23 protein-coding genes and 1 other annotated feature are annotated in these 25,883 nt (G+C 41.9%); of the genes, 11 read left to right on the top strand and 12 right to left on the bottom strand.

The genetic code is table 11. The features are described 5' to 3' along the window. Positions 1 to 627 precede the first annotated feature (627 nt). The 6 genes from tssA to Xsto_RS16545 are packed head-to-tail and all read left to right on the top strand — an operon-like array spanning position 628 to position 7,651. Positions 628 to 2,247 (top strand): type VI secretion system protein TssA, encoded by a 1,620-nt coding sequence (tssA, locus tag Xsto_RS16570; RefSeq protein WP_099125792.1) that lies wholly within the window; start codon positions 628 to 630, stop codon positions 2,245 to 2,247. Between the two features lie 32 nt (positions 2,248 to 2,279). Beyond that, positions 2,280 to 4,043, top strand: coding sequence for a type VI secretion system baseplate subunit TssF (gene tssF / locus Xsto_RS16565; RefSeq protein ID WP_099125791.1), 1,764 nt, complete (start codon positions 2,280 to 2,282; stop codon positions 4,041 to 4,043). Then, positions 4,007 to 5,224 carry a type VI secretion system baseplate subunit TssG gene (gene tssG / locus Xsto_RS16560; protein ID WP_099125790.1) on the top strand — a complete coding sequence of 406 codons (1,218 nt, stop codon included), beginning with the start codon at positions 4,007 to 4,009 and terminating at the stop codon, positions 5,222 to 5,224. The genes tssF and tssG overlap by 37 nt, the downstream gene beginning before the upstream one ends. Further along, positions 5,205 to 5,792: a type VI secretion system lipoprotein TssJ gene (gene tssJ, locus Xsto_RS16555; protein WP_099125800.1), complete on the top strand. Its 588-nt coding sequence runs from the start codon at positions 5,205 to 5,207 to the stop codon at positions 5,790 to 5,792. Before tssG ends, tssJ begins: the two co-directional genes overlap by 20 nt. 4 nt (positions 5,793 to 5,796) lie before the next feature. Further along, complete coding sequence (gene tssE / locus Xsto_RS16550; protein WP_099125789.1) at positions 5,797 to 6,240, top strand: type VI secretion system baseplate subunit TssE; 444 nt, start codon at positions 5,797 to 5,799, stop codon at positions 6,238 to 6,240. Between the two features lie 28 nt (positions 6,241 to 6,268). Then, a complete protein-coding gene (locus Xsto_RS16545) occupies positions 6,269 to 7,651 on the top strand; it encodes a VasL domain-containing protein (protein ID WP_099125788.1) in 1,383 nt (460 codons plus the stop codon). 136 nt (positions 7,652 to 7,787) lie between these two features. Here the strand turns inward: Xsto_RS16545 and Xsto_RS16540 are convergent, their stop codons facing one another. Further along, entirely contained in the window at positions 7,788 to 8,111 is a 324-nt protein-coding gene (locus Xsto_RS16540) for an HI1450 family dsDNA-mimic protein (RefSeq protein ID WP_241538029.1), read from the bottom strand. 189 nt (positions 8,112 to 8,300) lie between these two features. Next, the gene (gene cls, locus Xsto_RS16535; protein WP_099125787.1) at positions 8,301 to 9,761 is read right to left on the bottom strand and encodes a cardiolipin synthase; all 1,461 of its coding nucleotides are present in this window, start codon (positions 9,759 to 9,761) and stop codon (positions 8,301 to 8,303) included. Between the two features lie 326 nt (positions 9,762 to 10,087). On the opposite strand from cls, the gene Xsto_RS16530 reads away from it, so the two are divergent. Both Xsto_RS16530 and tonB read left to right on the top strand, forming a co-directional pair. Further along, positions 10,088 to 10,267, top strand: coding sequence for a YciY family protein (locus Xsto_RS16530; protein ID WP_099111766.1), 180 nt, complete (start codon positions 10,088 to 10,090; stop codon positions 10,265 to 10,267). 118 nt (positions 10,268 to 10,385) lie between these two features. Further along, the gene (gene tonB / locus Xsto_RS16525; RefSeq protein WP_244590426.1) at positions 10,386 to 11,105 is read left to right on the top strand and encodes a TonB system transport protein TonB; all 720 of its coding nucleotides are present in this window, start codon (positions 10,386 to 10,388) and stop codon (positions 11,103 to 11,105) included. A 572-nt stretch (positions 11,106 to 11,677) separates the two neighbouring features. Here the strand turns inward: tonB and yciA are convergent. Together yciA and Xsto_RS16515 are read right to left on the bottom strand one after the other, a co-directional pair. Continuing rightward, positions 11,678 to 12,106, bottom strand: coding sequence for an acyl-CoA thioester hydrolase YciA (yciA, locus tag Xsto_RS16520; protein WP_086953261.1), 429 nt, complete (start codon positions 12,104 to 12,106; stop codon positions 11,678 to 11,680). Positions 12,107 to 12,185: 79 nt separating this feature from the next. Continuing rightward, a complete protein-coding gene (locus Xsto_RS16515) occupies positions 12,186 to 12,722 on the bottom strand; it encodes a septation protein A (protein ID WP_099111764.1) in 537 nt (178 codons plus the stop codon). Positions 12,723 to 12,985: 263 nt separating this feature from the next. On the opposite strand from Xsto_RS16515, the gene Xsto_RS16510 reads away from it, so the two are divergent. After that, on the top strand, positions 12,986 to 14,692 hold the full coding sequence (locus tag Xsto_RS16510) for a SulP family inorganic anion transporter (protein WP_099111763.1): 1,707 nt from the start codon (positions 12,986 to 12,988) through the stop codon (positions 14,690 to 14,692). Between the two features lie 25 nt (positions 14,693 to 14,717). Here Xsto_RS16510 and Xsto_RS16505 read toward each other — a convergent pair whose 3' ends face one another. Further along, positions 14,718 to 15,455: a YciC family protein gene (locus Xsto_RS16505; RefSeq protein ID WP_099125786.1), complete on the bottom strand. Its 738-nt coding sequence runs from the start codon at positions 15,453 to 15,455 to the stop codon at positions 14,718 to 14,720. A 304-nt stretch (positions 15,456 to 15,759) separates the two neighbouring features. Between Xsto_RS16505 and ompW the strand changes: the two genes are divergently transcribed. Then, positions 15,760 to 16,401 (top strand): outer membrane protein OmpW, encoded by a 642-nt coding sequence (gene ompW / locus Xsto_RS16500; RefSeq protein ID WP_099125785.1) that lies wholly within the window; start codon positions 15,760 to 15,762, stop codon positions 16,399 to 16,401. 107 nt (positions 16,402 to 16,508) lie between these two features. Here ompW and Xsto_RS16495 read toward each other — a convergent pair whose 3' ends face one another. From Xsto_RS16495 to Xsto_RS16465, 7 genes are all read right to left on the bottom strand, one after another. Further along, complete coding sequence (locus Xsto_RS16495) at positions 16,509 to 16,823, bottom strand: BON domain-containing protein (RefSeq protein ID WP_099125784.1); 315 nt, start codon at positions 16,821 to 16,823, stop codon at positions 16,509 to 16,511. A gap of 217 nt (positions 16,824 to 17,040) precedes the next feature. After that, complete coding sequence (trpA, locus tag Xsto_RS16490; RefSeq protein ID WP_099111759.1) at positions 17,041 to 17,847, bottom strand: tryptophan synthase subunit alpha; 807 nt, start codon at positions 17,845 to 17,847, stop codon at positions 17,041 to 17,043. Next, a complete protein-coding gene (gene trpB, locus Xsto_RS16485; protein ID WP_099111758.1) occupies positions 17,847 to 19,037 on the bottom strand; it encodes a tryptophan synthase subunit beta in 1,191 nt (396 codons plus the stop codon). The genes trpA and trpB overlap by 1 nt, the downstream gene beginning before the upstream one ends. A 46-nt stretch (positions 19,038 to 19,083) precedes the next feature. Continuing rightward, complete coding sequence (gene trpCF, locus Xsto_RS16480; protein ID WP_099125783.1) at positions 19,084 to 20,448, bottom strand: bifunctional indole-3-glycerol-phosphate synthase TrpC/phosphoribosylanthranilate isomerase TrpF; 1,365 nt, start codon at positions 20,446 to 20,448, stop codon at positions 19,084 to 19,086. 2 nt (positions 20,449 to 20,450) lie between these two features. Further along, entirely contained in the window at positions 20,451 to 21,449 is a 999-nt protein-coding gene (gene trpD, locus Xsto_RS16475) for an anthranilate phosphoribosyltransferase (RefSeq protein ID WP_099125782.1), read from the bottom strand. Between the two features lie 16 nt (positions 21,450 to 21,465). Continuing rightward, on the bottom strand, positions 21,466 to 22,062 hold the full coding sequence (locus tag Xsto_RS16470) for a glutamine amidotransferase-related protein (RefSeq protein ID WP_099125781.1): 597 nt from the start codon (positions 22,060 to 22,062) through the stop codon (positions 21,466 to 21,468). Beyond that, positions 22,062 to 23,621, bottom strand: coding sequence for an anthranilate synthase component 1 (locus Xsto_RS16465; RefSeq protein ID WP_099111754.1), 1,560 nt, complete (start codon positions 23,619 to 23,621; stop codon positions 22,062 to 22,064). The genes Xsto_RS16470 and Xsto_RS16465 overlap by 1 nt, the downstream gene beginning before the upstream one ends. A gap of 39 nt (positions 23,622 to 23,660) precedes the next feature. Further along, positions 23,661 to 23,761: a sequence feature (Trp leader region), on the bottom strand. A gap of 449 nt (positions 23,762 to 24,210) precedes the next feature. Between Xsto_RS16465 and Xsto_RS16460 the strand changes: the two genes are divergently transcribed. Beyond that, positions 24,211 to 25,860 (top strand): hypothetical protein, encoded by a 1,650-nt coding sequence (locus Xsto_RS16460; protein ID WP_099125780.1) that lies wholly within the window; start codon positions 24,211 to 24,213, stop codon positions 25,858 to 25,860. Positions 25,861 to 25,883: the final 23 nt, after the last annotated feature.

Below are 25,883 nucleotides of genomic sequence, written 5' to 3'. Positions count from 1 at the left end.
GTCACTAAAATAATAAGTGGTATGGATTCATTTTTATTTTTCATTGGAAGTTAATCATTTGATATAGAATGTGTGAATATTAGATCTAAATTTTCATAAAAGAAATAAACAGTCATTCAACGAAAGTAAAGCACATCATAAACATGATAATATTTTACGTTTCATGTTAATTGATATTATAATAATTTTGTCATTGAAAATGATAACAGCTGTGACAAAAATTCCTACTGTCAAAAACAGATTTATGATCATGACTTTTGGGAAGGGTTGCTATTATTGGTTATAGCCAGACTTCTGTAGATTGTAAATTACCCCACCAACAAGTCAGTTAGCCAAAGGTAGAGGCATTTTTTTCAGGAGACTATTGGCGAATAAAGCGAAACTTAGAATCTATTTATATCGTATCCAGATGAATAAACACTAAAATATTGTTTATTTGTACGTAATGATTCGGAAAAATAAGAATATAATTTAAGTAAAATAAAATGTATCTAAGAGTTGTAATCATTTCAGTATGAGAAAATATGATGATTTTATCTTTTTGGTTAGATGAATAATCTGCTTTTTTATTTTTATGCTTTATTTTGCTATTTCACGGTTCAATTTTAAGAACAGGGATTACGTGTAATGAGTTTGCTGGATACCTTATGTCAGTCCTGTTTTGGTGATGATCACACCAAATTCGATGAGCTGGCACAAAAACAGATCGCCATCTGGGAAAAATGGCTTATTCCGATTACTGCTGAGCAGCCAGTTGGCAGTGATCCGGGTTACGATGATGATTTTGAACGGATGCGTGAAGAAGTTAATAAACTCTCAGGCGCTGATACAGAGTTAATTTGCCAATTAGCAGAAAAGTTATTAACGACGGTCTGTAAAGATGTCCGTGTGGCAACTTATTACCTTTGGGCACGCTTGCACCGTGAAGGAGAAGAAGGGTTCGCGGATGGGTTAGCGCTATTAGCCGGGTTATTAATGAAGTTCGGGGATAGTTTGTTACCTTCACGGCCTAATAGCCGGAAGGCTGCGTTGGAATGGTTATCCGGCAACCGTGTTCTGGATAGTCTTTCTTTATATCCAGAAGTAGGTAAACCTGAATTTGAACGCATCATCGCTTTGATGCGGTTTATGACTAATCAGCTCGAAACATGGGATGAAAATAGTCGTCCTCTATTTGGTAAATTATATAGCGCTCTGGAAAGCCGGTTGATGCAATCGGGGGGATGGAATGCTGTCGTTCCTCAGAATATCAGTACTTCTTCTTCACATAATATAGGGCTGGCTACTGGGGCTAAATCCGGGCCGTCTATTGCTATTCAGCCTATCCAGTCCGGTCGTGAATTGTTGGATCAGGCTAAAACGCTGGCTCATTATCTGCGTAACCAGCCTCAAGGCTGGCTTTCTGCTCATCGATTAATGAAAAGTGTACGCTGGGATACCATTCATCAATGCCCACCACAGGATACTCAGGGATGTACGCGATTATCTCCGCCTAGAACTGATGCCCGTGCCCAGCTTAAGCGTCTTTATATGCAGCAAAGCTGGGGAGAATTGCTGGAGCAGGCAGACAGGCTTTTTGCTGAAGGTGTAAACCATTTTTGGCTGGACGTGCAATGGTATCTCTATCAGGCATTAAGTAAGTCAGGAGCACCCTGGGATGGTTGGGCGGACATCATCAAACAGGATCTGAAGTTACTTTTACAGCGGTTGCCCGGATTAGAAAAATTAGCGTGGAATGATGGTACGCCATTTGCCGATGACGTTACTGTCAGTTGGATCATGCAGAAAGTGTTGGATGAAGGAAAAGGGTGGTCAGACCCATCAATCAGCCCCAGTGTTGTAGTGGAAGAGGATGATATTTTGTCTCTTGAGGCAGAGGCAATCGCACAGGCGGATAGTGATGGTCTGGAAAAAGCGATGGCATGGTTACAATCTCGTCCGGCTGTAACAACACCCCGTCAGCGCTGGATGATGCGTTTACTGATGTCACGTGTGGCAGAGCAGTTTGGCCGGAACGATTTGGCGTTGCACCTGCTGAGTGAACTGGATACAACTGCCGGAACCCTTACCCTTGTACAATGGGAGCCTGAATTGGCGTTTGAGATCAAGGCGCGTCGTTTGCAATTGTTGCGGTCTAAATCTCAACGTAATAGTACAGATAAAACCGTGATGGCTCAGCAATTGGATGAATTATTGGCTGAACTGGTCAGGCTAGATCCAGTTCGCTCTGTGGTGCTCTATGGATAATCATTTTTTACATATGGTAAGGATTCCGTTTAATGGATGATTTAACACTCCGTTATTTTGATGCTGAAATGCGTTACTTGCGAGAATCCGCTCGCGAGTTTGCGCAGGCTCATCCTGATCGTGCTGCTTTGCTAGATTTGGATAAAGCCGGTACACCAGATCCTTTTGTAGAACGTTTGTTTGAAGGCTTTGCTTTCTCTATGGGGCGATTACGCCAGAAAATAGATGATGATCTGCCTGAATTGACAGAAGGTTTGATGAGTTTATTGTGGCCACACTATTTGCGTACGATCCCATCCCTGTCTGTCGTCGAAATTTCCCCGGATATCAGCCAGATGAAAATGGGAGAAGTTGTACCCGAGGGATTTGAAGTCTTATCTCAGCCCATTGGCCCAAAGCAGGCAGTCTGCCGCTATCGAACAACGCAAGAGCTCCATTTACATCCTTTTACTGTATCCAACGTACACGTCTCGACAGAGCCGGATGGCCGCTCTGTTCTCCGGGTTCGTTTTAATTGTGGGGAGCAGGTGGAATGGTCTCAGGTAAATCTGTCCCGATTACGTTTTTATCTGAGTGGTGATGCTCAAATCAGTGCGGCTTTGCATTTGGCATTGACTAAGCGTCAATCAGCCATTTATTTACGTTTGCCTGAAGTTATGGATCGGATTCGTTTTGATGGTTATTTTTCTCCGGGAGGTTTTACTGATAACGATCGGTTGTGGCCGAAAGGGGATACCTCATTCAGTGGTTATCAGCTTTTACTGGAGTATTTCACTTTCCGGGAGAAGTTCATGTTCGTTGAATTGAATGGCTTGGAGGGTGTCCGTTTTCCTGACAAAACCCAATGGTTTGAACTGGATATTGTTTTAAGTGAGCTTTGGGATTCTGATTTCTTAGTAAAAACAGAACATATTCGGTTGCATTGTGTCTCTGTGATTAATTTATTCACTCTGGAGGCTGACCCTTTGACTGTCAACGGCTTGGAAAATGAATATCTACTGCGTCCACGCCGTTTGCAGGATGGTCATACAGAAATTTATTCCGTTGATGGTGTTAATAGCTCACGACATGCTGAAGAAGGCGCCTATGTGCCATTTACCAGTTTCCGTCACCGAGGAGGAATGTTGCGCCGCACAGCACCAGAGCGTTATTACCATACTCGTGTCAGACGAGGAGTTACTGGTTTACATGATACATGGCTGATACTGGGTGGACAGGTTTGGGAAAATAATCGGAATATCACATCAGAAACACTCTCCTTGCAGATTACAGGCACAAACGGTCAGTTACCGCGTAAAGCCCTCCAAAGTACTTTGCTGAATCGCTGTGAGCAAACGTTGCAGCTTCCTGTCAGGGTACAGAATTTATGCAAACCAACTTTACCTGCTTACCCTCCGGCAGAGGATCGTTTTCATTGGCGGGTTCTGAGTCATTTGGGTTCGAGTTTTCTCAACATGATGGCGAGTGCGGAAGTCTTACGTGGGACGCTGGCGTTATACAACTGGCAAGAAGATGAAATGAATAATCGTAAATTGGATGCGATTGTGGCCGTCCGTCATGAGCATCTGCAACGATTTGAAAAAGGTTTTTTATTACGTGGCATTGATATTGAAGTCACACTGGATAGTAACGGCTTCACGGGAGAAGGCGATATTCATCTGTTTGGTGAAATGCTCAATCGGTTTTTCTCTTTATATGCCGATATTCATCTGTTTAACCAACTGACTTTGATTATTCAACCAAGTGGGAAATGTATCCGATGGACCGAGAATCACAACCAGAACTTACCGCGCTGATTGCTCAGCTTAAAGATAAGCTGCCATTGGTCAATTTTTATCGCTTTTGTCAGTTGATTGAGAGCCTGCAACCTGAGAAATCGGGTTTAGGTAGTACAACAAACCCGGATGATGATTCCGTGCGCTTTCGCCCTCATCCGGGGATGGGATTTCCTGTCAGCGAGCTGAAAACGATAGAAACAGGGCTTGAAGCTCATGGCAATAAACCCAGTGTAAGAACCACTTTTTTAGGGTTATATGGGGTTGAATCACCGCTGCCACCGACTTATATCGATGATATCGCTCAGCAGCGAGAAGGAGCGGAAGCTGTCTCTGATTTTCTCGACCTCTTCAATCATCGCCTGACAACACAGTTTTATCGTATCTGGCGCAAGTACTCATATCCTGCGACTTTTAAGTCTGGTGGAAGCGATGAAACTTCGCAATACCTACTTGGTTTAATTGGACTAGGTATTCCGGGATGTGCAAATCATATTGGTACACCTGTCTCTCGTTTTTTGGCTTTGTTGGGCACGATGCGTTTACCTACCCGAACATCAGAAGGTATCTGCTCTTTAATTAAACTGCTGGCACCTAATACCGAAGTGGAGGTTATCCGCCATGATCGACGTCGGATAGCAATCGATAATCCAGTCAGAATGAGTTGCCATTCACCTGTTAGCCTATCTCATAAGCCTGTGTTGGGTCGGAGTGGTATTGATGTAAACAGTCAGATACTGCTGGCGTTGAAGACTCAGGATCCAGAGGAGGTCAGGCAATGGTTACCTCCTGATGGTCAGTTACATGCAGATTTAATGACCCTGCTTCATGCATATCTGGGATCAAGGATTCATGCTCGTTTACAACTGCGTATACCTCGTGAGTTATTGCCAGAAGCGCAGTTGAGTGTCACAACCGGGCAAGGAGTGAAGCTGGGGCAAACGGCGGTGATGAAAAGGCAGTCGCCTGTTGCAGCTAACGATACGATTGTTAATCAAACAATCACTCATAGGGTAATTGTAGGTAATGTGATAATCGATAAAACAAATACAGGTAAGACGGCGAGCAGTAATGCGACCATTAATAGAGCCAGCACAGATAAAAAGGTCAATGAAATTACTATTGGTTTGGGACGCTATCAGGCTGCCCCCGAACAACTTTTCCGAAAAGAGACTCATGAATATGGCAACTATCGATTCTAAACATGGTTCCACTAAATGCATCATTAGAAGCAATAAAAGCAACAATACAAGAAAAGGGGCTTTGGCATTCATATTGTTTGCTGCAATGTATGTAACTGGGTGTGGATTAACCCAGACTATCGGTGATGGTTCAGCCGAAGTAACCAGGTCAATTTTTTATAAAAAAATCAAAGAAGTTCATCTGGATTTTCAGGTTCGGGATGGATCTAATCTGAATGATAATGGTATCGCATTGTCTACAATGGTTCGTATCTATCAGTTAAAAGATCGCAGGGCCTTTGATTTAATTGAATATCAAAACATATTTACAGATGACATTAATACTATCCAGTCAGATGTATTAAGTGAAAAGGATTTACAGCTTCGTCCGGGAGAAAGTTATTCCCTTGATATGCCTTTAGAGAAAGGAGCCCAATATGTCGCAGTTGTTGCGATGTTTCACTCGCCTGATCTGACAAAGAATAACTGGCAGATTGTTATTCCTAAAACGGCATTGGATCCGGATAAAGCCCGCCAAGTTGAGTTGAAAAATCAGGCAATTCACATATTACCCCTGAAAAAGGACTGAGACAATGTCACAACCTTCACTGTATGAAATGTTGACAGGAAATTTCTCAGGGGGATTGGATGTACATCAGGTTTCTGAGGAAAATCAGGTTATCCTTTCCGTACTGGATAATATCCAGAGAATTATCAATACGCGTACCGGAACTCTCGCTCATTTGCCAGATTATGGGTTGCCGGATATGAGCAAAATCATGCAGGGATTGCCGGGAACAGCCCATAGTTTGATAAATATTCTTTCCTCAACGCTCTTGAAATATGAACCACGTATTAAACGTCTTTCACTGACTTTGTTACCGGAACATGAGTTTGGAACGCTCCGCTATGCGTTAGAAGCGGAACTACATGAAGTCGGATTAGTTCGCTACGGTACTGAATTTATCCCCGGAGGTAGAGTGTTGATTAGGCACCTGAAGAAACAAAATTTTCTCGAATCAAAATATCAATCATAATCGCTTCAAAGCATGATAAAGGAATACCATGAATACAACGCCAGAAAAATATCTGAAGACAGGGGAGGATCCCCGTACTTTGCCAGATTTTACCGCATTACGAGATGAATTGAATAAATTGCACCACCCAGCCCGCCCCGATGTGAACTGGGAACAGGCTGAGCGCCTTTGCTTATCGTTATTTAGTCAAAATGGTGTCGAATTGCAGACTGCTGCATGGTATACGCTGATACGTACGACTCGTGCAGGGTTAGTGGGATTAAATGAAGGGCTGGCGATTATTCATGGTTTGGTTACGCATCAATGGCAGGCTATCTGGCCCCAGCAAGTACATGCCCGGATAGAGATTCTGGCAGGTTTGAGCCAGCGTTTGATTAATTCATTACGTATTCAGACCTTTGTCTATACTGATTTACCCCGACTCTATCAGGCAGAGCAATATATCTCTCAACTTTGTCAGACATTACAGATGTTGGAATTGAAACATGTCAGTCAGCTGGAAAGATTAGGAACATTTATTCACAATGCGGCGGTTCGTCTGGAGACTCTGGAAGGTGCAAATATCGATACTTCCTTAGAACAGCCACCTGAGGCAGCGATAGAATTTGAACTGCCACCGATACCTTCACCTAATACTTCTCAGAAAACATGGGTATATGTCGCAAAACCGGAAGAAGAACCTCAACCTAATATTGTGATACCTCCGCCAAAAAAGCCGGGTTTTCAATGGAAGGGGTTTACGTTAGGGATCCTAATTACTTTGGTGTTTAGCGGAGGCGGGATTGGTATATGGCAGTATGCTACGCAGGATAAAATTGATCCTCGGCTACAATCCACAGTGGCTTCATTACCAGAAGTATTAACAGAGGATGTTCTTTTTTCTTTGGGGGCTCTGTCGGATAAAGAACATGAAGAAAATAGTGTGATATTGGATAAGACAAAACGACAGTTAAAAATGTTGGAGTCTTTATCGCCTGTCTGGCAGCAAGATTATGGTTTTTCTTTGGTTCATCAGTCTAAGATATTGTGGCCACAGTCTCCACTGAGTGCAGAGTTATCAGCCCAATGGAATAAACAGGTCACTATGAATGCCGCTTCGATTGATAGTTTAGGGCATTGGCATTCCGGTATGGATCAATTAGCAGAACTCACTCGCCGGTTAAATTGGTTAGATGAAAAACGCGGACGTTATATAACAGGCTCTGAATTGAAATCCATTGTTTTTTCTTTGACTCAAACGTTCAACAAAAATCCTCCATTGGAAGAAAAACTAAGACAGCTTGAGGAAACAGCAATAAAAGAAGAATTATCGCCAGCACTGATCCAACAGACGGATATGCATTTTATCCAATTACTCAATCGGTATGCATTAATTAAGCAAAGTAGAAACTCTTCAGCAGAAAATCATTAATCTTTGTAAGACTATACACTTCGTCTTTCAAGTTGCCTCTTTGTTGGCTGCACTTCACTATGCAGCCGCAATAAGAAATAATTACACGATTATCTTGTGGGAAGAGATATCGCTATATGCTTCTAGTTAATTAATATCACTCTTTCCACAATATCCGACAAGTCGGGTGCGCTTTCTCCCGGCAAATCAGTATACGGGCAAAAATATCATCAATTTCGGCTTCATCAGATTCCGCCAATCCAATAATCACTTCTGAAAAGAAATTAGGATCTATTTCAAAATCAACATGTTTAAGCCATATATCTGAAGGCTCTGATAACTCTGCACCACCGCGTTCTTCGAACTGTAGGCTAAACAGTAAGCTATCCGCAGGATCGAGATTCTCAACCGCTTGTTCCAGAAAAATATCGTAGGCTTGTTCCAGCGCTTCGTCTTCGGTCATTCGGTTATTGAGATCCAAGTGAAGAGAATGTGGATATGTTGGTTGATTTTCCATAATGGTAGTGTCCGAAACTGATAACAGAAGGGAATTAAAACATGGATGGTAGTGGTTGAATACTATCAAACTGTAATCATAGCCCCGTTAGTGGTGGCGAGGCTATGAAAAATAGTCAGATATTTATGTTTTACTATTTTTTTGTGCCGAAAATCACAAAAGTGGACTGAAAAAATAACACAGGCGTTCAAGCACTCGTTGTCGGACAGGGCGTTTTTGCCACTCTTCGCTGTCAAGTAACACTGAACGGGTAATATAATCCTGCTGGACAAGCATTAAATCACTGCCAAAGAGTTCATCATCGATCACAACGGTAATTTCAAAATTTAGCCATAGGCTGCGCATATCCAGATTAACAGAGCCAACCATACTGAGCTGCCCATCCACCAGAACACTTTTTGTATGCAATAGCCCACCTTCAAATTGATAGATTTTTACACCCGCTTCCAGTAATTCGGTAAAAAATGCCCGGCTTGCCCAGCGTACAAGGAATGAATTGTTCTGGCTCGGTACAACAATGCTGACATCAACACCTCGCATGGCGGCGGTACAGATTGCATGCATTAGATCATCACTGGGAACAAAATAGGGAGTGGTAAGAATGAGTTGTTCTCTGGCGGCGAAAATGGCTGTCATCAGTGATTGTTGGATAAGTTCATCAGGAAAGCCGGGGCCAGAGGCGATAACCTGCGCTGTGTGACCGGATGCCTGCTCAAAGGGCATGATATTGGTGTCAGGAGGAGGGGGAAGCTGGCGCTGGCCCGTTTCCATTTCCCAGTCGAAGGCATAGATAATGCCCAGTGTTGTCGTGACAGGGCCTTCCATTCTTACCATGATGTCAATCCATTGGCCAACACCGGCATTTTGTTTGAAAAAACGCGGATCTACCATATTCATACTGCCGGTGTATGAAATATAGTTATCAATAAGAATAATTTTTCTATGCTGGCGTAAGTCCATGCGCCGCAAAAAAAGACGAAAGATATTAACTTTCAGCGATTCTACAAACTCAATACCGGTTTTGCGCATCATATCAGGGTAGGGACTACGGAAAAATTGCCAGCTTCCTGCTGAATCCACCATGATACGACATCTGACACCACGTTTTGCTGCCCTCATTAAAGCATCAGTCACCTGATCAACCAATCCACCCGCCTGCCATATATAAAACACCATTTCAATACTATGTTCGGCAGTTTCTATATCATTGATAAGAGATTTCAGGGACTGCTCATAAGATGTTATCAGCTGCATCTGATTGCCTCTGACACCTTTGATTTGCTGGCGGCGTTCACATAACTGGAACAAAGGCTCAGCGACTTCACTGTTTTTATTGGCAAAAATATGTTGTGATTTCTTTAGATCGGAAAGCCAGTCAGCCACAGAAGAACGCATTTGTTTTGCCTGTTCAACTCTGCGCTTACCCAGATGCAATTCACCAAATGATAGATAAGCCACAATGCCGACCAAAGGGAAAATATAAATAATAAGCAACCAGGTCATTGCTGATGTCACTGGTCGGCGCTTCATCAGGACCCGGATAGTAATACCAGCGATAATCAGCCAGTATAAGAAAATAGCCAGCCAGTAAAGTACAGAATAAATGGTTGTCATAAGTGGCAATCAATCCTGTTTAAGTATTTTGATACCGTAGTGAGTGCAAGTTTCTGTAAATTTTAAGAAACTATCAAGGAAATACCGTCTATTAGGAAGAAAATAATCCAAATATTACCCATGCTCAACTAAATATGATGAGTAGATTGAGTTCAGGCTGATGTTATTTATTGAAATTATTTATTTACGACTGCTGAAACATGCTGGCAATGAATATTAAGGTAAACCTGTAATTGGTTGACATCTCCGGCAGTGACGATTAAGAATAACATTACTCACTTAGAGTGAGAAAAATTTTATTTTGAAAACATTTATCAGGGTATTTTATGAAAAGAAGCAGAAATGAAGTAGGAAGGTGGCGTCTCCTTCGCCAAAGTATCCAACGTCGTCGTCGTTGGCTGGAAAGCCAGTCTCGCCGTTATTCACGTATTTATGCACTACGTAAGATGGGTACTTACAAGCATCGCCGGTCGATCTTGTTCATTCAAAACGCAGAATCGCTTTAACATGATGTGTGGCATGATACAGATGTTTTTGAATCTTTATTGAATATGATAGTCATTTGCATTTAAACTAATGTCTATCCTAAAATTGACAATCATGCTGCTACTCAAGAATTCTCTTATGCGTTGGATACATTGGCCAGTACTACTTTCTGTTTGTTTACATATTTCCATTGCTGCGGCGCTATTTCATACGCTGAAATCCGGCAATCCGCCAGAATCGCCTCCGATGTCTGTTGCGATGATCCAGTTGGCAGCGGAGCAGGCTCCGGTATCTGAACCCGCTATGCCTGCATCTATTGCCGAGCCTGAACCCGAACCGCCCGCCCCAGAGCCAGAACCTGAATCTATTGCGAAAATAGCTCTGCCTGAGCCTAAGCCTGAAAAAAAACCGGTAGAAAAGAAACGGGAAGAGAAGAAAATTGCTAAAAAGGAGTCTAAGCCTAAAGAAATCAGGACAGAGAAAATGTCAGAAGAGGCAGTGAAACCTATTACTGATCAGGAATCTTTGCTGACAAATAATGTGGATGGGAAAAAATCCACTGATCCTGTTACCAGTGAAAAATCTGAAGTTCAGAGCGGGCCAAAAGCACTGAGTAGAATAGATCCTGTATATTCAGATAGGGCAAGGCAATTAGGTATAGAAGGGAGTGTACAGGTAAAATACGATATTGATGAAAATGGTCGGGTTAAAAATATTGAAATTCTTTCTGCTGAACCTAAAAACCTTTTTGACCGTGAAGTGAGAAACGCGATGAGAAAATGGCGGTATGAAAAAAAACCAGCCACAGGTTATGTGACTACCATCGAGTTTAAGCTGACCGGTGTTTCAGTATCGTAGTTTTGATCATAACAGGGGGCGCTAAAGCGTCTCCTTTTACTGTATATAACCTGAGTTTTGAAAGGGTTTTTAGCTTAATTTACCATCAAAAGATTATAAACTGTTACTTATTAACACATTTATAATGAAACCATTTTTATCAAGGTTTTTTATTAAGGTTTATTGTTACATTTTGTTGGTACATTATTTTGAGTAGAAATTGGATGATAATTTTAGGATGATAAACTGATGTATCGTTTAGCTCATGCGTATCTGGAATTTCAGTCAGTTAACCACTAAACCGCCTATTTTAGTTGGTGGCAGCTAAGTTAATTTTATTAAAGGCAATGAGTCTATAGTAAATAAAACAACTGGTAATGATTTGGGATAATTCAAATTTAAAGATTAAAATAGTTCTTCTCTTATAAAGATAATAAAAGGGTTTTAAAAGCACGACAGGTAAAATCCAGATCAATAAGTTAGTTGTTCATTTATAGTGATTCAACTATATTTAAATCTAAATAACAAAAAGGAGCGCATTCAATGCACTCCTTTAGTTCATTATGGGTTACTTTTCCAGAGAGTAGCTATTTTTAATTACTGCTTTCCAGTTTGAAATTTCTTTTCCCTTCCGGTAACGGGCGGGAAGTATTATTTTCATTAACGGCGACGTAGGTGAAAACAGCATCAGTGGCTCGATAACGTTGACCGACGGGTTCAGAAGCTACTTTTTTCACCCAGACTTCAATATGAATGGTAATGGATGAATTCCCCGTTTTCAGACAACGGGCATAACAGCAAACGACGTCACCTACCGCGACCGGTTTTAGAAAACTGATGCCATTAACGCTGACAGTGACTACGCGTCCCATTGCAATTTCTTTTGCCAGAATGGCGCCGCCAATATCCATTTGGGACATTAGCCAGCCGCCGAAGATATCCCCGTTGGCGTTAGTGTCAGCTGGCATTGCCAGTGTACGGAGAACCAATTCTCCGTTTGGTAAGCATTGTTGTTGTGTCATTAGAAAAACTTGCTTTATTTGGTGAAGACAACAATACCTGCCAATAATCCGGCAGGTATCCATATGAAACTCATTGTTATTATTTTTGTTCGCGGGGCAGATGGCGGTAGATATATATCACACTCAATACGGTAAAGACCAGTGTTAATGCCGTTAGCCCGAATACTTTAAAGTTCATCCAGACATCCATAGATAGCCAGAAAGCGATATAAATATTTGCTAATGCGCAGACGATGAAGAAAATTGCCCAGGCTGTATTCAGTTTGTTCCAGATTGCATCAGGTAACTCTAGTTCTTTACCTAGCATTTTTTGGATTAATGGTTTTTTCATCACCCACTGACTGATAAGCAGAGCCAGTGCAAAAATGGCATAAATGACGGTTACTTTCCATTTAATGAACAAATCGCTATGGAAGGTTAAAGTCAGTGTGCCGAAGACAGCTGTTATTGCAAATGTAATTAAAGATGATTTTTCAACTTTGCGATAAATCGCATAGGTGATAACAACAGCTAATCCAGTAGCAGCGATCAATGCGCCAGAAGCATAGAAAATGTCATACATCTTGTAGACGACAAAAAAAACGACTAATGGTAAAAAATCTAGAAGTTGTTTCATAAAATTAGCTCACTGTAATACCTATGATGGCAGGTTTCTGAATTTATGCCAGAGTGTATCAGATCTTAATAAAATGGTTTAAAGAAAAAGATTGTCAAGGAAGGGGGAGGGGTGTGGGTTTTGATTTGACCTAGCATTATAATGTGTTTTTTTTATGAAAGGTCTGTATTTCTGCATTGTATAAGATCATTGATTATATAACTCATTGATTGCTTGGTGATGAATCGTGAAAACCGTTGCGTAAGGCCATGTTGAGGAAAACTATGCTGGGGAAAAGGTTATATCGCTGGATGCCGGGCTTGGAGAGTCTTTGTCATTATCGGAAAGAATATTTTAGTCATGATATACGAGCAGGATTATCGGTTACCGCCGTGGCTTTACCGGTTGCCATTGCTTATGCTGAATTAATGGGCATAAGTGCAATTATTGGTCTGTATGCCTGTATTTTACCTATGTTTGTTTATGCTCTGTTCGGGACATCACGCCAGTTGATCATCGGTCCTGATGCGGCAACGTGTGCTGTTATTGCTGCGGCAGTCACTCCTCTGGCTTTTGGCAATGCAGATGTTCGTTGGCAGCTTGCCATTATCATGACATTAATGACAGGAATCTGGTGCATACTGGCAAGCCATTTCCGGCTGGGAGCATTTGCAGATTTTCTATCGCGCCCCATTTTAAAAGGTTTTATCAATGGGGTTGCCATCACCATTATGGCGGGGCAGATTACTAAAGTATTCGGGATTTCTGGTTTGCCTTCAGAACTGATTGAACAGTTGATTGCATTACCGCATAAATTACTGGGATCTCACTGGCCGACAATGGGAATGTCAGCAATGACCTTATTTGTCCTGCTAAGTGTTCGTTTCCTGCGTCCTGGCTGGCCGGCGCCACTGTTGGCGATGATCATATCCACCTATGTAAGCTGGCAATTCGAGTTAAATCAGTATGATATTCAGATTATAGGTCATATGAAAGATGGGTTGCCGATTGTGCCAATGCATGAGTTTGAGTTCGGTAGTATCCGTGATTTAGTTGTACCTTCTATTAACCTTGCTGTTATCAGCTTTGTAAGTTTTATGATAACAGCGCGTAGTTTTGCCAGCAAAAACGGTTATCAAGTAGACGCAGATTCAGAATTACGGGCATTGGGTATTGCCAATATCGCTTCGTCATTATCACAGGGGTTTGCTGTCAGCGCGGCCAGCAGTCGCACCGCAGTCAATGATGCGGTCGGCGGCAAAACGCAGATGGTATCGATAATTTCTGCAATCGCGATATTGCTGGTATTGTTTTTTATGACGGAGTTTCTGTCATATATCCCATTATCGTCATTGGGCATTGTCCTGATCTTTTCAACATGGTCACTACTCGGGTTGAGAAATATCTGGGCATACCGGAAACGTAATCGTCAGGCTTTCATATTATCCATTTTTACCCTTGTTGCTGTTTTGTTGGTTGGTGTGATTGATGGGATTGGTTTTGCGGTGTTATTGGGCTTATTACAATTTTTGCGTATTATTTTTCGTCCTTCTGATCAGTTGCTAGGGATAAATGAACAAGGCATGATCCGTTCCATCAATCAGGGTAATAATATTGGGCCTGTCGATGGCATCGTTATGTATCGCTTTAACTCACCTCTAACTTATTTCAATGCTGGTTATTTCAAAAAACGGGTTTTACAACATGTAAATAGTGCTGTTATACGCCCGGAGTGGCTGGTGGTGGATGCAACAGTCAGTTTTACTTACGATGATGTCAGTGTGTTTGCTGTGTTGGATGAATTGATTACTGAGCTGAAAAGGAAACGAATAACTTTAGTTCTTGCGGGTCGCAGCACTGAATTGAAGAACTGGATAAAACAGAACAAACTCAGGAGTAGTGATGAGGATTTAATTATTGTCCCCGATCTTTATTTTGCTATTCGTTTGATTCAGAGTAAAAAGCAAGCAGAAGAAAGCCTCGCTGAATAGTGCGAGGCTGTTGGTTTAATATTTATTAGTTTTGTGGTTTAGCCAGCATATACAGGCGGAATAGATAAATCAGCAATATGGAAGATAGCAGATTATTCACGGTTAATAAGGCAATCTCCGGCATTTTGGATAAGCCGAATACAACAATCAGTTTCATTGCAAGAAATAGCAAGACCGCAGGAATTAACAGGCGGAAATTATCGAATGCTAATCTCCAACTCGCCTGCATGGATGAAAATATGCCTATGCTTTTCTCAAGTAGCAGAATCGGAGCAAATGCAAACCCGATTGAAAACAGAACCCCCGGGACGAACATCAAAGCGTAACCTACTTGAACTAACACGGTACAAATGAGTACCAGTAAAAACATCTTAGGGAGTCGAGTTAACGATAGTTGACAAGCCTGTAGCGCATTAGCCTGATGACCATTTGAAATAGCACTGATAAGTATTAAGACACTGGCAGTCAGCAGAGTATCACCAAAGATATTGGAAAATAAGATCCCGCCAGCGGTGCGCATAAGCATCAGTTGTGCTTCTGGGGTTAATTGTTCAATAACGTTTTTAATCCCTGAATTCCCTGACTCCCTCAGAGTATCTTGCATATCAGTCAATAACTTAAGTTGCTCACCATCAGGAATAAGAAGGTAATTGAGCAGTGTAGTCACCAACGCGGCTAAAACAGAGAGTATGACAATGTTCAACAATTGGTGTTTAAAAAAGTTGAGGCTGTCACGATACAGGGTATTTGCCGTGATGGGCATGTAAATGGCTCCTATCAGATGAAACAATAATGATATCCAATTGTACCTTGTTCAACGGATTATTGGATAGAGAAAAGATAAAGCTGATAACTATTGTACAATTTTATTTATCAGAATTGGCTTGTTATCAAAAGGGCACGTTCGAAAGCTTTTCCATTTATGTGAGGGGCGTATTAACCCGATATTAGCCGATCAAGCTTTGACAGAGATATATTCAGTTAACTTTGACTTGGATCAATTCAAAATATCCCATAGGTGAAATAATAAATTTGTAACCACTAAAACTATATAAATGGGATCGATAATGAAAAAGATTTCTGCGCTTGTCCTGGCTGCGGCAACGTTGGCCCCATCATTGACTTTTGCCCATGAAGCTGGTGATTTTCTGTTCCGTGCAGGTACTGCAACAGTAAGACCGCATACCGGCTCTGAGAATGTATTAACTTTAGGTTCGTTTGATGTAAATAATAATACACAATTGGGTTTAACTTTCGGTTATATGATCACTGATAATATTGGTGCTGAATTACTGGCAGCAACGCCATTTCAGCATAATGTCAGTTTGCCGGGTGCAGGTGAGATTGCGAGAGTTAAACAATTGCCGCCAACATTAATGGCTCAATATTATTTTGGTGAGACAGCAAACGCTTTACGCCCTTATGTTGGCGTAGGGATAAATTACACTACATTTTTTGATGAGAAATTTAATAATAATACGACTGTAAAATCCGCAAATTTAAATAGTCTGGATTTGAAAGATTCATGGGGTGTTGCAGGGCAAGTTGGTCTGGATTATCAACTTGATAAAAACTGGATGTTAAATACTTCGCTCTGGTGGATTAATATCGAAACCGATGTGAAATTTAAAGTAGGTGATGCAGAACACAAATATAAAACTCGCCTTGATCCCTGGGTATTTATGTTTGGTATTGGTTATAAATTTTGATTATTTGATACAGTTAACCTGTGTGTTTGATATGAGAACCAGTGGGGCATTATTTGCCCCTCTTTTTTACCATGTACTTTCTACATTTCTATAATATATTCGCTTGATCAGCGGAGTTTTATTGAGTTAATAACAGTTTTAACCCCCGGAATACTTCTTGCAATCTGAATGGCTTGTCTGACTTCTTCAGGTGAACGTGCAAAGCCACTTAATTGAACACGTCCTTTATAAGTTTCTACATTAATATCATTGGATTTAAGGTTCTTTTCTTCAAACAGAGCTGTTTTTATTTTCGTGCTGATTACCGTGTCATCAATATAGTTTCCTGTGCTTTCGGTCGTTGCAGTTGGGGCACATGCTGATAGTATGGCGGTGATAACCGCTGCGATAAGGAGTGTGGAAATGGACTGTAATTTTTTCATAATGGTTCTCCGTTGATGTCAGGAATAGTTTTGCGAAATACGTTTCCTGTTTTCTGACGTTGATTTTTAACACATTATTATGACAAGTTTTTTTTACCGGGGAATAATGTAATAGTAATGGTTAAACAGTATTGTTGAAGATAAGGGAACTTACAAATAAATTGGATTTATGTTTTGGATCATTTCCCCCACGAATTGGGTTATGGGGGAAACGGTATTATCGCAGGGTAGCTGATTTCATCGAGTGAACGAATACGCTAAGTTTTTCTAACATAATCTGAGGTTGATGTAAATTATTCTCAATGATATTAACCACGGCTGATCCTGAAATAGCTCCTGCCGCCCCACTATTAATGACAGATGTGACCTGAGCTGGCTCGGAAATGCCAAACCCCTGTATGGCCGGTGCAGCACGGTATTCTTTGAGCTTGTTGACCAGATCCGTCAGTGGGTTTTTCATTCTATTCTGTACCCCGGTAGTTCCTGCTCTGGATAGCAGATAAGTGTAACCGCGACCGAATGAAGCAATCTCACGCAATAAATTATCATCTGCATTGGGCGGGCAGATAAAAATAGGGGCAACATCATGTTTTATGGCTGCCGAGTAAAAAGGACGTGATTCAGATATTGGCACATCTGCAATTAACACGGAATCAACCCCGGCATGTTTACAGCGAGCATAAAATTCATCGATTCCACTGTGAAATACCAGATTTGCATACATTAATAATCCGATGGGGATCTCTGGATACTTTGCCCGAATCTGTGCCAGTAATTCAAAACAGCGTGTTGGCGTAACATGAGAAGACAGAGCACGAAGGTTAGCATTCTGGATCGTCGGGCCGTCTGCCAGAGGGTCTGAAAATGGAATACCAATTTCCAGTGCGTCAGCGCCGCCAGAAATAAGAGCATCAATGATATCTAAGGATAATTCAGGATTAGGGTCGCCGAGAGTCACAAAAGGAACAAAAGCACCCTGATTTTGTTTTTCTAATTTCTTGAAAAGCAATTCATAACGTTCCATCAGATTTCCCCCCTGGATTTCAAAATATCGTGAACAGTAAATATATCTTTGTCGCCACGACCGGATAAATTGACGATGAGTAATTGTTCTTTATCCGGCTCCTGATGGATCATTTTCAGCGCATAGGCGAGGGCATGTGAAGACTCTAAAGCCGGGATAATTCCCTCGTTTAGTGACAGTGCCTTGAATGCATCCAGTGCTTCATCATCTGTAATGGAAACATAATCAGCTCTCCCGATGCTGTTCAGGTAGGCATGTTGGGGACCGACGGAAGGAAAGTCTAACCCGGCAGAAATGGAATATGACTCTTCTATTTGCCCATCTTCTGTCTGCATAATCGGCGATTTCATACCAAAGTAGATGCCCAGCTTCCCGTGTTTTAATGGTGCGCCATGCTCTCCGGTTTCGATGCCATGCCCTGCGGGTTCAACACCTATCAGGCGCACATGAGTTTCCGGAATAAATTCTGCAAATAAGCCGATAGCATTTGAACCACCACCGATACAGGCAATAACCGCATCGGGCAGGCGTCCTTCTTTTTCCAGAACCTGAGCTTTGGCCTCTTCACCAATCATGCGCTGAAATTCACGTACCATTGTTGGGTAAGGATGAGGCCCCGCAGCGGTGCCAAGCAAATAATGCGCTTTATCATAGCTGCCGGACCAGTCACGCATGGCTTCGTTACAGGCATCTTTCAGTGTTGAAGATCCACTGTGAACGGGAATGACTTCTGCTCCCATGAGACGCATACGGAATACGTTGGGGGACTGGCGTTCAATATCTTTTGCACCCATATAGACACGGCATTTTAAACCCAGAAGAGCACACGCCAGTGCGGTTGCAACCCCATGCTGACCTGCACCGGTTTCGGCAATGATTTCTTCTTTTCCCATTCGCTTTGCCAGTAATGCCTGCCCTAATACCTGATTGGTTTTGTGTGCACCGCCATGAAGTAAATCTTCACGTTTCAGATATAAACGGGTTTTTGTGCCTTTGGTTAAATTCTGGCATAACGTTAAAGCCGTTGGGCGGCCAGCATAGTTTTTCAGTAAGTTATGAAATTCTTGCTGAAATTCAGGATCATTTTTTGCCTCGATAAATGCTTCTTCTAATTGATCAAGGGCAGGGACGAGAATTTGGGGGACGAATTGCCCGCCAAAATCACCAAAATACGGATTTAATTTACTCATTATTTTCATTTTCCACTTTCTGTCTGAATATTAGTTATCTGAAAGATTACGGGTAGCAGCGTAATTGTTGGAAGACTTGTTTTATTTTCTGGCTGCTTTTAATCCCGGGTTGGATTTCGACACCGGAATTAAAATCCAGTCCGTAACAACCCAATGCGGCGGCCTGCCGACAGTTCTCAGCATTTAAACCACCCGCGAGAACACTGTTATGTTGAGAACCTTTATCAATTAATTTCCAGTCAAACGTTTTTCCTGTACCGCCGAAACCATTATCCAATAATAAGTGATCAATATTGGAGAGAGCGGAAAATACTTCAGTTTTCGACATATCAACAGATTTCCAGATTTCACAATTTTCCGGTAATAAAGAACGAAGTGCATCAATATAAGGCTGATCTTCATTACCATGTAATTGAACTGCGGTCAGTGAAAGCGCCCGGGCAGTCTGGCAGACAAAATCAACGGGCTGATTCTGGAATACGCCAACATATAATAAAGGAACTTCATTAATAATTTGTTGCGCTTGTTGCTGGCTAATTCTGCGTGGTGATTTTTCAGCAAAAATCAGGCCACCATAAACAGCTCCGGCCTGCAATGCAGCTTTGGCATCCTGTGGACGGGTCAAACCACAAATTTTATTGTCACCCAGAATCAATCGACGTAACGCTAGATCTAAATCGGACTGAGCCATTAAAGCACTGCCAATCAGAAAACCGTGAGCAAACTGGCTTAAATCACGTACCTGCTGGTGGCTGTGAATACCTGATTCGCTAATAACGATAGTCTCTTTTGGTAAACCGGCTGCCAGTTTGCGGGTACGTTGTAAATCGATGGACAGATCGCGCAGGTCACGGTTATTGATGCCAATGACTTTTGCTCCCAGAGCAATTGCCCGGTGGCGTTCAACCTCATTACTGACTTCCGTTAATACTCCCATATTAAGGCTATGCGCCAGAGCGGAAAGTTCGCGATAGGTATCATCATCAAGCACGGAAAGCATCAGCAGGATAGCATCTGCCTGATAATAGCGGGCCAGATAAACCTGATAGGGATCAATGATGAAGTCTTTACACAGAACAGGTTGGTGTACGGCTGCACTAACCATACGGAGAAAATCATAACTGCCCTGAAAATATTTTTCGTCAGTCAGTACTGAGATCGCAGCCGCATAAGGCTGGTAAGTTTTAGCAATGCGTACCGGGTTAAAATCAGACCGAATTAAACCTTTTGAAGGAGACGCCTTTTTACACTCCAAAATAAAAACGGTTTGTTTGTGTGTCAGTGCCTGATAAAAGCGACGATGGCTCGGTACAACAGAATCCAGAAAACTCTCCAGCGGCTGTTCAGCCTTGCGGGTGATGAGATATAACGCCTTATCTTCAACGATTTTCTGTAATACATTACTTTTCATGATTAAATCCCTGCTGCTAGTGCGATCACTTTTTCATAGGCTCGGCCACTGTAAATCGTGTCCAATGCCTGTTGTGTATTTTGCCGTAAATCTTCCTGACCATGTATTTTCATTAAAAGAGCAACATTGGCAGCCACCGCATCAACATGCGCTTTTTTACCTTGTCCTTGTAATAATAAGCTCGTCATATGACGATTTTCTTGTGGTGTTCCTCCACTGAGTGATGATATAGGGTGATTTGGCAGCCCAAAATCTTCTGCTGTTAACTGATATTGGATAATTTCACCACGGTTAAGTTCAGCAACCTGAATAGGAGCGTGTAAAGCAACTTCATCCATGCCACCGCTATGTACGACCGCAGCACGTTGAAACCCCAATACCTGCAATGTCTGAGCAATAGGATTCACCAATTCCGGACTGTAAACACCAATCAGGGCAAGAGGCGGGCGAGCAGGATTGATTAACGGACCAAGTACATTAAACAAAGTACGGGTTTTCAGTTGCTGGCGAACATTAACTGCATGGCGAAATCCGCTGTGGTATTGCGGAGCAAACAGAAAGCAGATACTGATTTCATCCAGTGCCCGACGGGATTCTTCAGCACTGGCATTTAGTGCGATACCAAACTCAGCCAGTAAATCAGATGACCCTGAACGGCTGGAAATGCTGCGATTGCCATGCTTTGCCACTTTAAGGCCGCAGGCTGCGGCAACAAAAGCGCTGGTTGTCGAGATATTGATGCTGTTTGTTCCGTCACCACCTGTTCCGACGATGTCACAGAAAGGGTAGTCAGGGCGTGGAAATGGAGATGCATTGGCTAATAGTGCCTGTGCCGCCCCGGCAATTTCCTGAGGCTGTTCACCGCGTAGTTTCATACTGATTAGTACCGCCGCAAGTTGTGGCTCACTCAGCTCGCCACAAATAATAGCCGTAAAAAGTTTTTGGCTTTCTTGCTGGGTTAGTGCCTGAGCACTAAACAGTTTTTGTAAAATTAATTGCATTTTCCCATTCTCCCTTTTATTGCCCCGATTCCTGTGAATTTAGTGCCCATTCCAGTGTTTGCTCAAGTAAGCGGGTTCCCTGTGTTGTCAGGATGGATTCAGGGTGAAATTGGAATCCACAAACTCTGTTCTCGTCGTGACGAACTGCCATTACTGTATCGTGACAATAAGCGGAAACAACCAGTGTTGCCGGAATATTTACACCCACCAGAGAGTGATAACGGGCAACGGGAAGCGGGTTAGGTAAACCGGAAAACATAGCCAGCCCGTCATGAGTCGCTAATGTTGATTTACCGTGCAGAATTTCACTGGCGGCTGAGATAGTGCCACCATAGGCTTCGATAATGGCCTGATGCCCGAGGCAGATACCGATCACGGGAATTTTTCCGATAACCCTTTGAAGTAATTGTGGCATACACCCGGCTTCTGAGGGTTTTCCCGGGCCCGGAGATAGCATAAGTAATGGTGATACCATACTTTCCAGTTGAGCCATGATTATCTCGACGGATACCGTATTACGGTAGATAACAACCTGATGACCCCCACAGCGTAGTTGATCCACAAGATTGTAGGTAAAAGAGTCAACATTATCGATCAGAAGAATATTTGCCATTAGAATGTTACCTCCGTGTTATGAGCTTGAGCGATAGCGTGAATGACGGCTCTGGATTTGCTCTGGGTTTCCTGAACTTCGGATTGTGGAACGGAATCCAGAACGATGCCGGCTCCGACCTGAACCGTTGCTTCTCCGTTTTCTACATAGGCAGAACGAATCACAATGCATGTGTCAAAATCCCCTTTACCGGTGAAATAACCCACTGCACCGGCATAGCTGCCCCGGCGTTCATTCTCATATTGCGCAATAAGTTGCATCGCCCGGACTTTCGGCGCACCTGTCAGTGTTCCCATATTCATACAGGCCTGATAAGCATGAAAAATATCCAGGTCGTGGCGCAGTGTACCGACTACTCGGGAAACAAGATGCATAACAAATGAATAACGGTCAACGTTCATTAGATCAGCAACGTAGCGGCTACCTGGTTCACAAATACGCGCTATGTCATTACGTGCCAAATCAACCAGCATGATATGTTCGGATAATTCCTTAGCATCGGTACGCATTTCTAGTTCAAGTCGGCTATCCAGATCCGCATTTAGTTCACCAGTGGCATTGCGCCCACGGGGGCGTGTGCCCGCGATGGGATAAATTTCAATTTGCTGGCTGTCTGCATCATATTTAAGGGCACTTTCAGGGGAAGCACCAAACAGGCAAAAATCCTGATCCTGCATGAAAAACATATACGGGCTTGGATTTAGTTTTTTTAGAGTGTGATAAGCATTCAGTGGTGCTGGGCAGGGTAAGGTGAAACGTCGGGATGGAACAACCTGAAATATATCACCCTGCCGGATAAAACCCTGTAATTGTTGAACGATATCGGCATACTGCTCATCACTCCGGTTACAGGAAATTTGTATAACCGGTAATGTTACGGGCGTTAAGGGCTGACGAGGCTGAGCAATGATGTTTTCCAGTGCAGATAAACGTTCGTCAAGGCGCTGTTCTTCTGCTTTTGATTCACCAAATCGTGTTGTTTGCAACATGGCGTGCTGGCGCGGATGGTCGATCACCATCATGGTTTCTGCCAGATAAAAACAGAAATCAGGGCAGCGTTGAGAGGTTTTTAGTATGGGAAGCTGTTCAAATTCTGCTACTAAATCATAGGAAAATAATCCGCCTGAAAAAATGGCATCAGAATCTTCAGCTAGGGTGGATAATTGAGTCAGAGCACGTAATGCATCAAAAACAGAATCGGCTTTTAAACGGCTGTCTTCATCTAAATTTTCCTCAATAGCAGGAAATTGAGCCTGAAGGGTATGTGTTTCGAGAGTGATCTGAGCTTTTTCTGATAGTAGGCCGGCTAAGATGGGCAGCAGATTTTTGCCATTTTCAGTTAACGCTGCAAAATCAACCTGTCGGCCATTAGCGGTAATACGTATAGCGCTATCAATAATCAGCATGCTTTTGATAGCGTTCTTACTGTTAACTTCCGCTGATTCTAACAATAATGTTGCTGGCCGGTTATTGCATAACTCATTAAAAAGCAACGTTGGATCAGACTGGTAGACTGTCTCTCGTTGATTTACTGAAATATTAAATTCTTTACCCATCATACCCACCTCTTTTGTTATCTTTTTCTACAGAAAATTGGTATAAAAAAACCCGCTTTTCAGAGCGGGTTATTGGCACTTTGGATCTCGACTTATGTGTGCTACTCAACCGCCCTGAATGGGAAGTTGGGCCACCAACGCATATTTTGAGTTGCTTTCATAAGTGTGATCATCGTAAGTGCCTTGTTAAAGTAGAGTGTTAGTTATATGTGTTCAACAAGCAAATCTTGCGTACTAGTAAACTGGTTCTTTGTTTGCTTGTCAACCGTTTTTTTGATGTATTTTTCTTCGGTGTATACTCAATGAATTTCAAGATGTATCGCGACGGCAAGGGAAATCATCCCCGGGAGCATAGATAACCGTCTGTTTATAAAAACGGTGACCGGGGTGAATGAGCGCAACCAACAAAGAGGCAACTTGAAAGACGAAGGATATATATTGAATAGTTTGTATCGATCAGTAGTTTAAATCTATAACAGATGGCTCATTTTTTATAAATGCAATTGGTTGAATTTTATTCTTTATGAATTTATTGTGAATGACTTCTGTTGTTTTTCATCAACGGCATTATTTTTTAATGAGCTATTATCTTATGAAAAAAATAAATTTATATGCCATGTTGTTTTTTATTATTACAACTTTTTTTCATAACTCTAGTGCAATTGAGTTAGATAAAAAGGTTATTGTTCCCTATAAGATAAATAACCAAGATAAACCGCCGGAAAAACTATTTTTAGTGCCTCCTTCTTATTATTATAATGTGACGATTAAGAATGGGAGTAAATATGATAAATTAAATCTTTATAGAAATGATGATCATTGTATGTATAATTCAGGAGAAAAAAATATTGATTTGCAGGCAGGGGACGAAAAAACAGAACAAATTGAAATTAGAAACAGTGTTTTTTCTTTTCCTGTATGTTCTCAAGTAGCAAAAAGCATTAGTTGGACAGCAACAACTTATTTTAATAATAAAGAATATAAAAATTGCTATGTTGATTTAGAATTTTCTTATAATCCATATTTTGTCTGGGAAGATTCGGATTGGTTTTACCATGTTGATACGGAACGAGGATGTGGGTTAGAGGTTTCCGCCGATTGTGGTGGTAATAATTGTTTAAATAATGATGGTACGCCTATTACAAACGATTATAACATTACTATTACTATAAAAGATGATAATGACTGGATTCCGCCGAAAATTACTTATCCTGACTGGGATTCAAGATCAAAAAATAACTATACTACAATTTTAGGAACAGGTCGTACTGAAGATGGAAACTGGCCTGAGCTTTACAGCTACGTTTATAACCCTTCTGCAAAAAATTATTATTCTACTCGGTCTACAGGTGATGGCGATAATTGGATGGGGCATGTTTGGTTGCCATGTGATGCAGAGAGTCACATTGGAATTAAAAATATAGTTAATAGTGATATACCGTTAATTGGCCCTTGGTGCGGGGCTACAATTACTTCAATGCAGGATGGGCAAATTATCCCTGCTGGAAAATATAGCTTATCGGGTTTGGTGAATGTTTTTGTGATCGATGAGTTAACAACAGGGAGTATTATGATTACGGGTTATAACCATGATGGAACTATTTATGCTCCAGCAAAAAGTTATAAGCCGATTGTTGATGCTCATGCAGGTCAATGGAATCTGCAAGACCTAGAGGCTGTTTGCTCCATTAAGTATAAAGCTTCTGTATCTGATTTCATATATGATCCTTTTACATCAAATATGCCGGGTCTACAAGAAGTCAATTATTCTGTACAAAGTTGCCCGGCAAATATAACCAGCCCGAAACCTAATTCCACTGTTGACAATAACTATATTACCGTTTCAGGGAAAGGCCATACTGAAGATGATAAAGGTTGGCCTGTTTGGCCTGAGCTTGTTACCAGTTTCGATAGCCATAGTTATTCAACCCAGCCTACAGGTGATGGAGATAATTGGACTGCACATCTCTGGATGCCGTGCGGTATTACCGGCACAGTGAGTCTTGCTGATATGGGAAACTCGGGGGTAACGTTTAATGGCCCTCCATGTGGAGAAACGATTACCTCAATGCAGGATGGGCAAACTATTCCTCCCGGAAAATACAGCTTATCGGGTCGGATAAATAGCGATACAGCGGATGATGAAAAACACATGCAAGTTCAAATGGTAATCCTCCCATTTTTCATGGAGGTTAAAAGTAGAATTCACGCAGCGCGTAATAAATGCTGCTTCGGGGTATAACCCCCTAATGCCATATTGGGCCT

It is taken from the genome of Xenorhabdus stockiae (assembly GCF_002632825.1).
Taxonomy (GTDB): Bacteria; Pseudomonadota; Gammaproteobacteria; order Enterobacterales; family Enterobacteriaceae; genus Xenorhabdus; species Xenorhabdus stockiae.
Note: the sequence above shows the minus strand (reverse complement) of the source record. Positions and strands in the feature narration are given on the sequence as shown.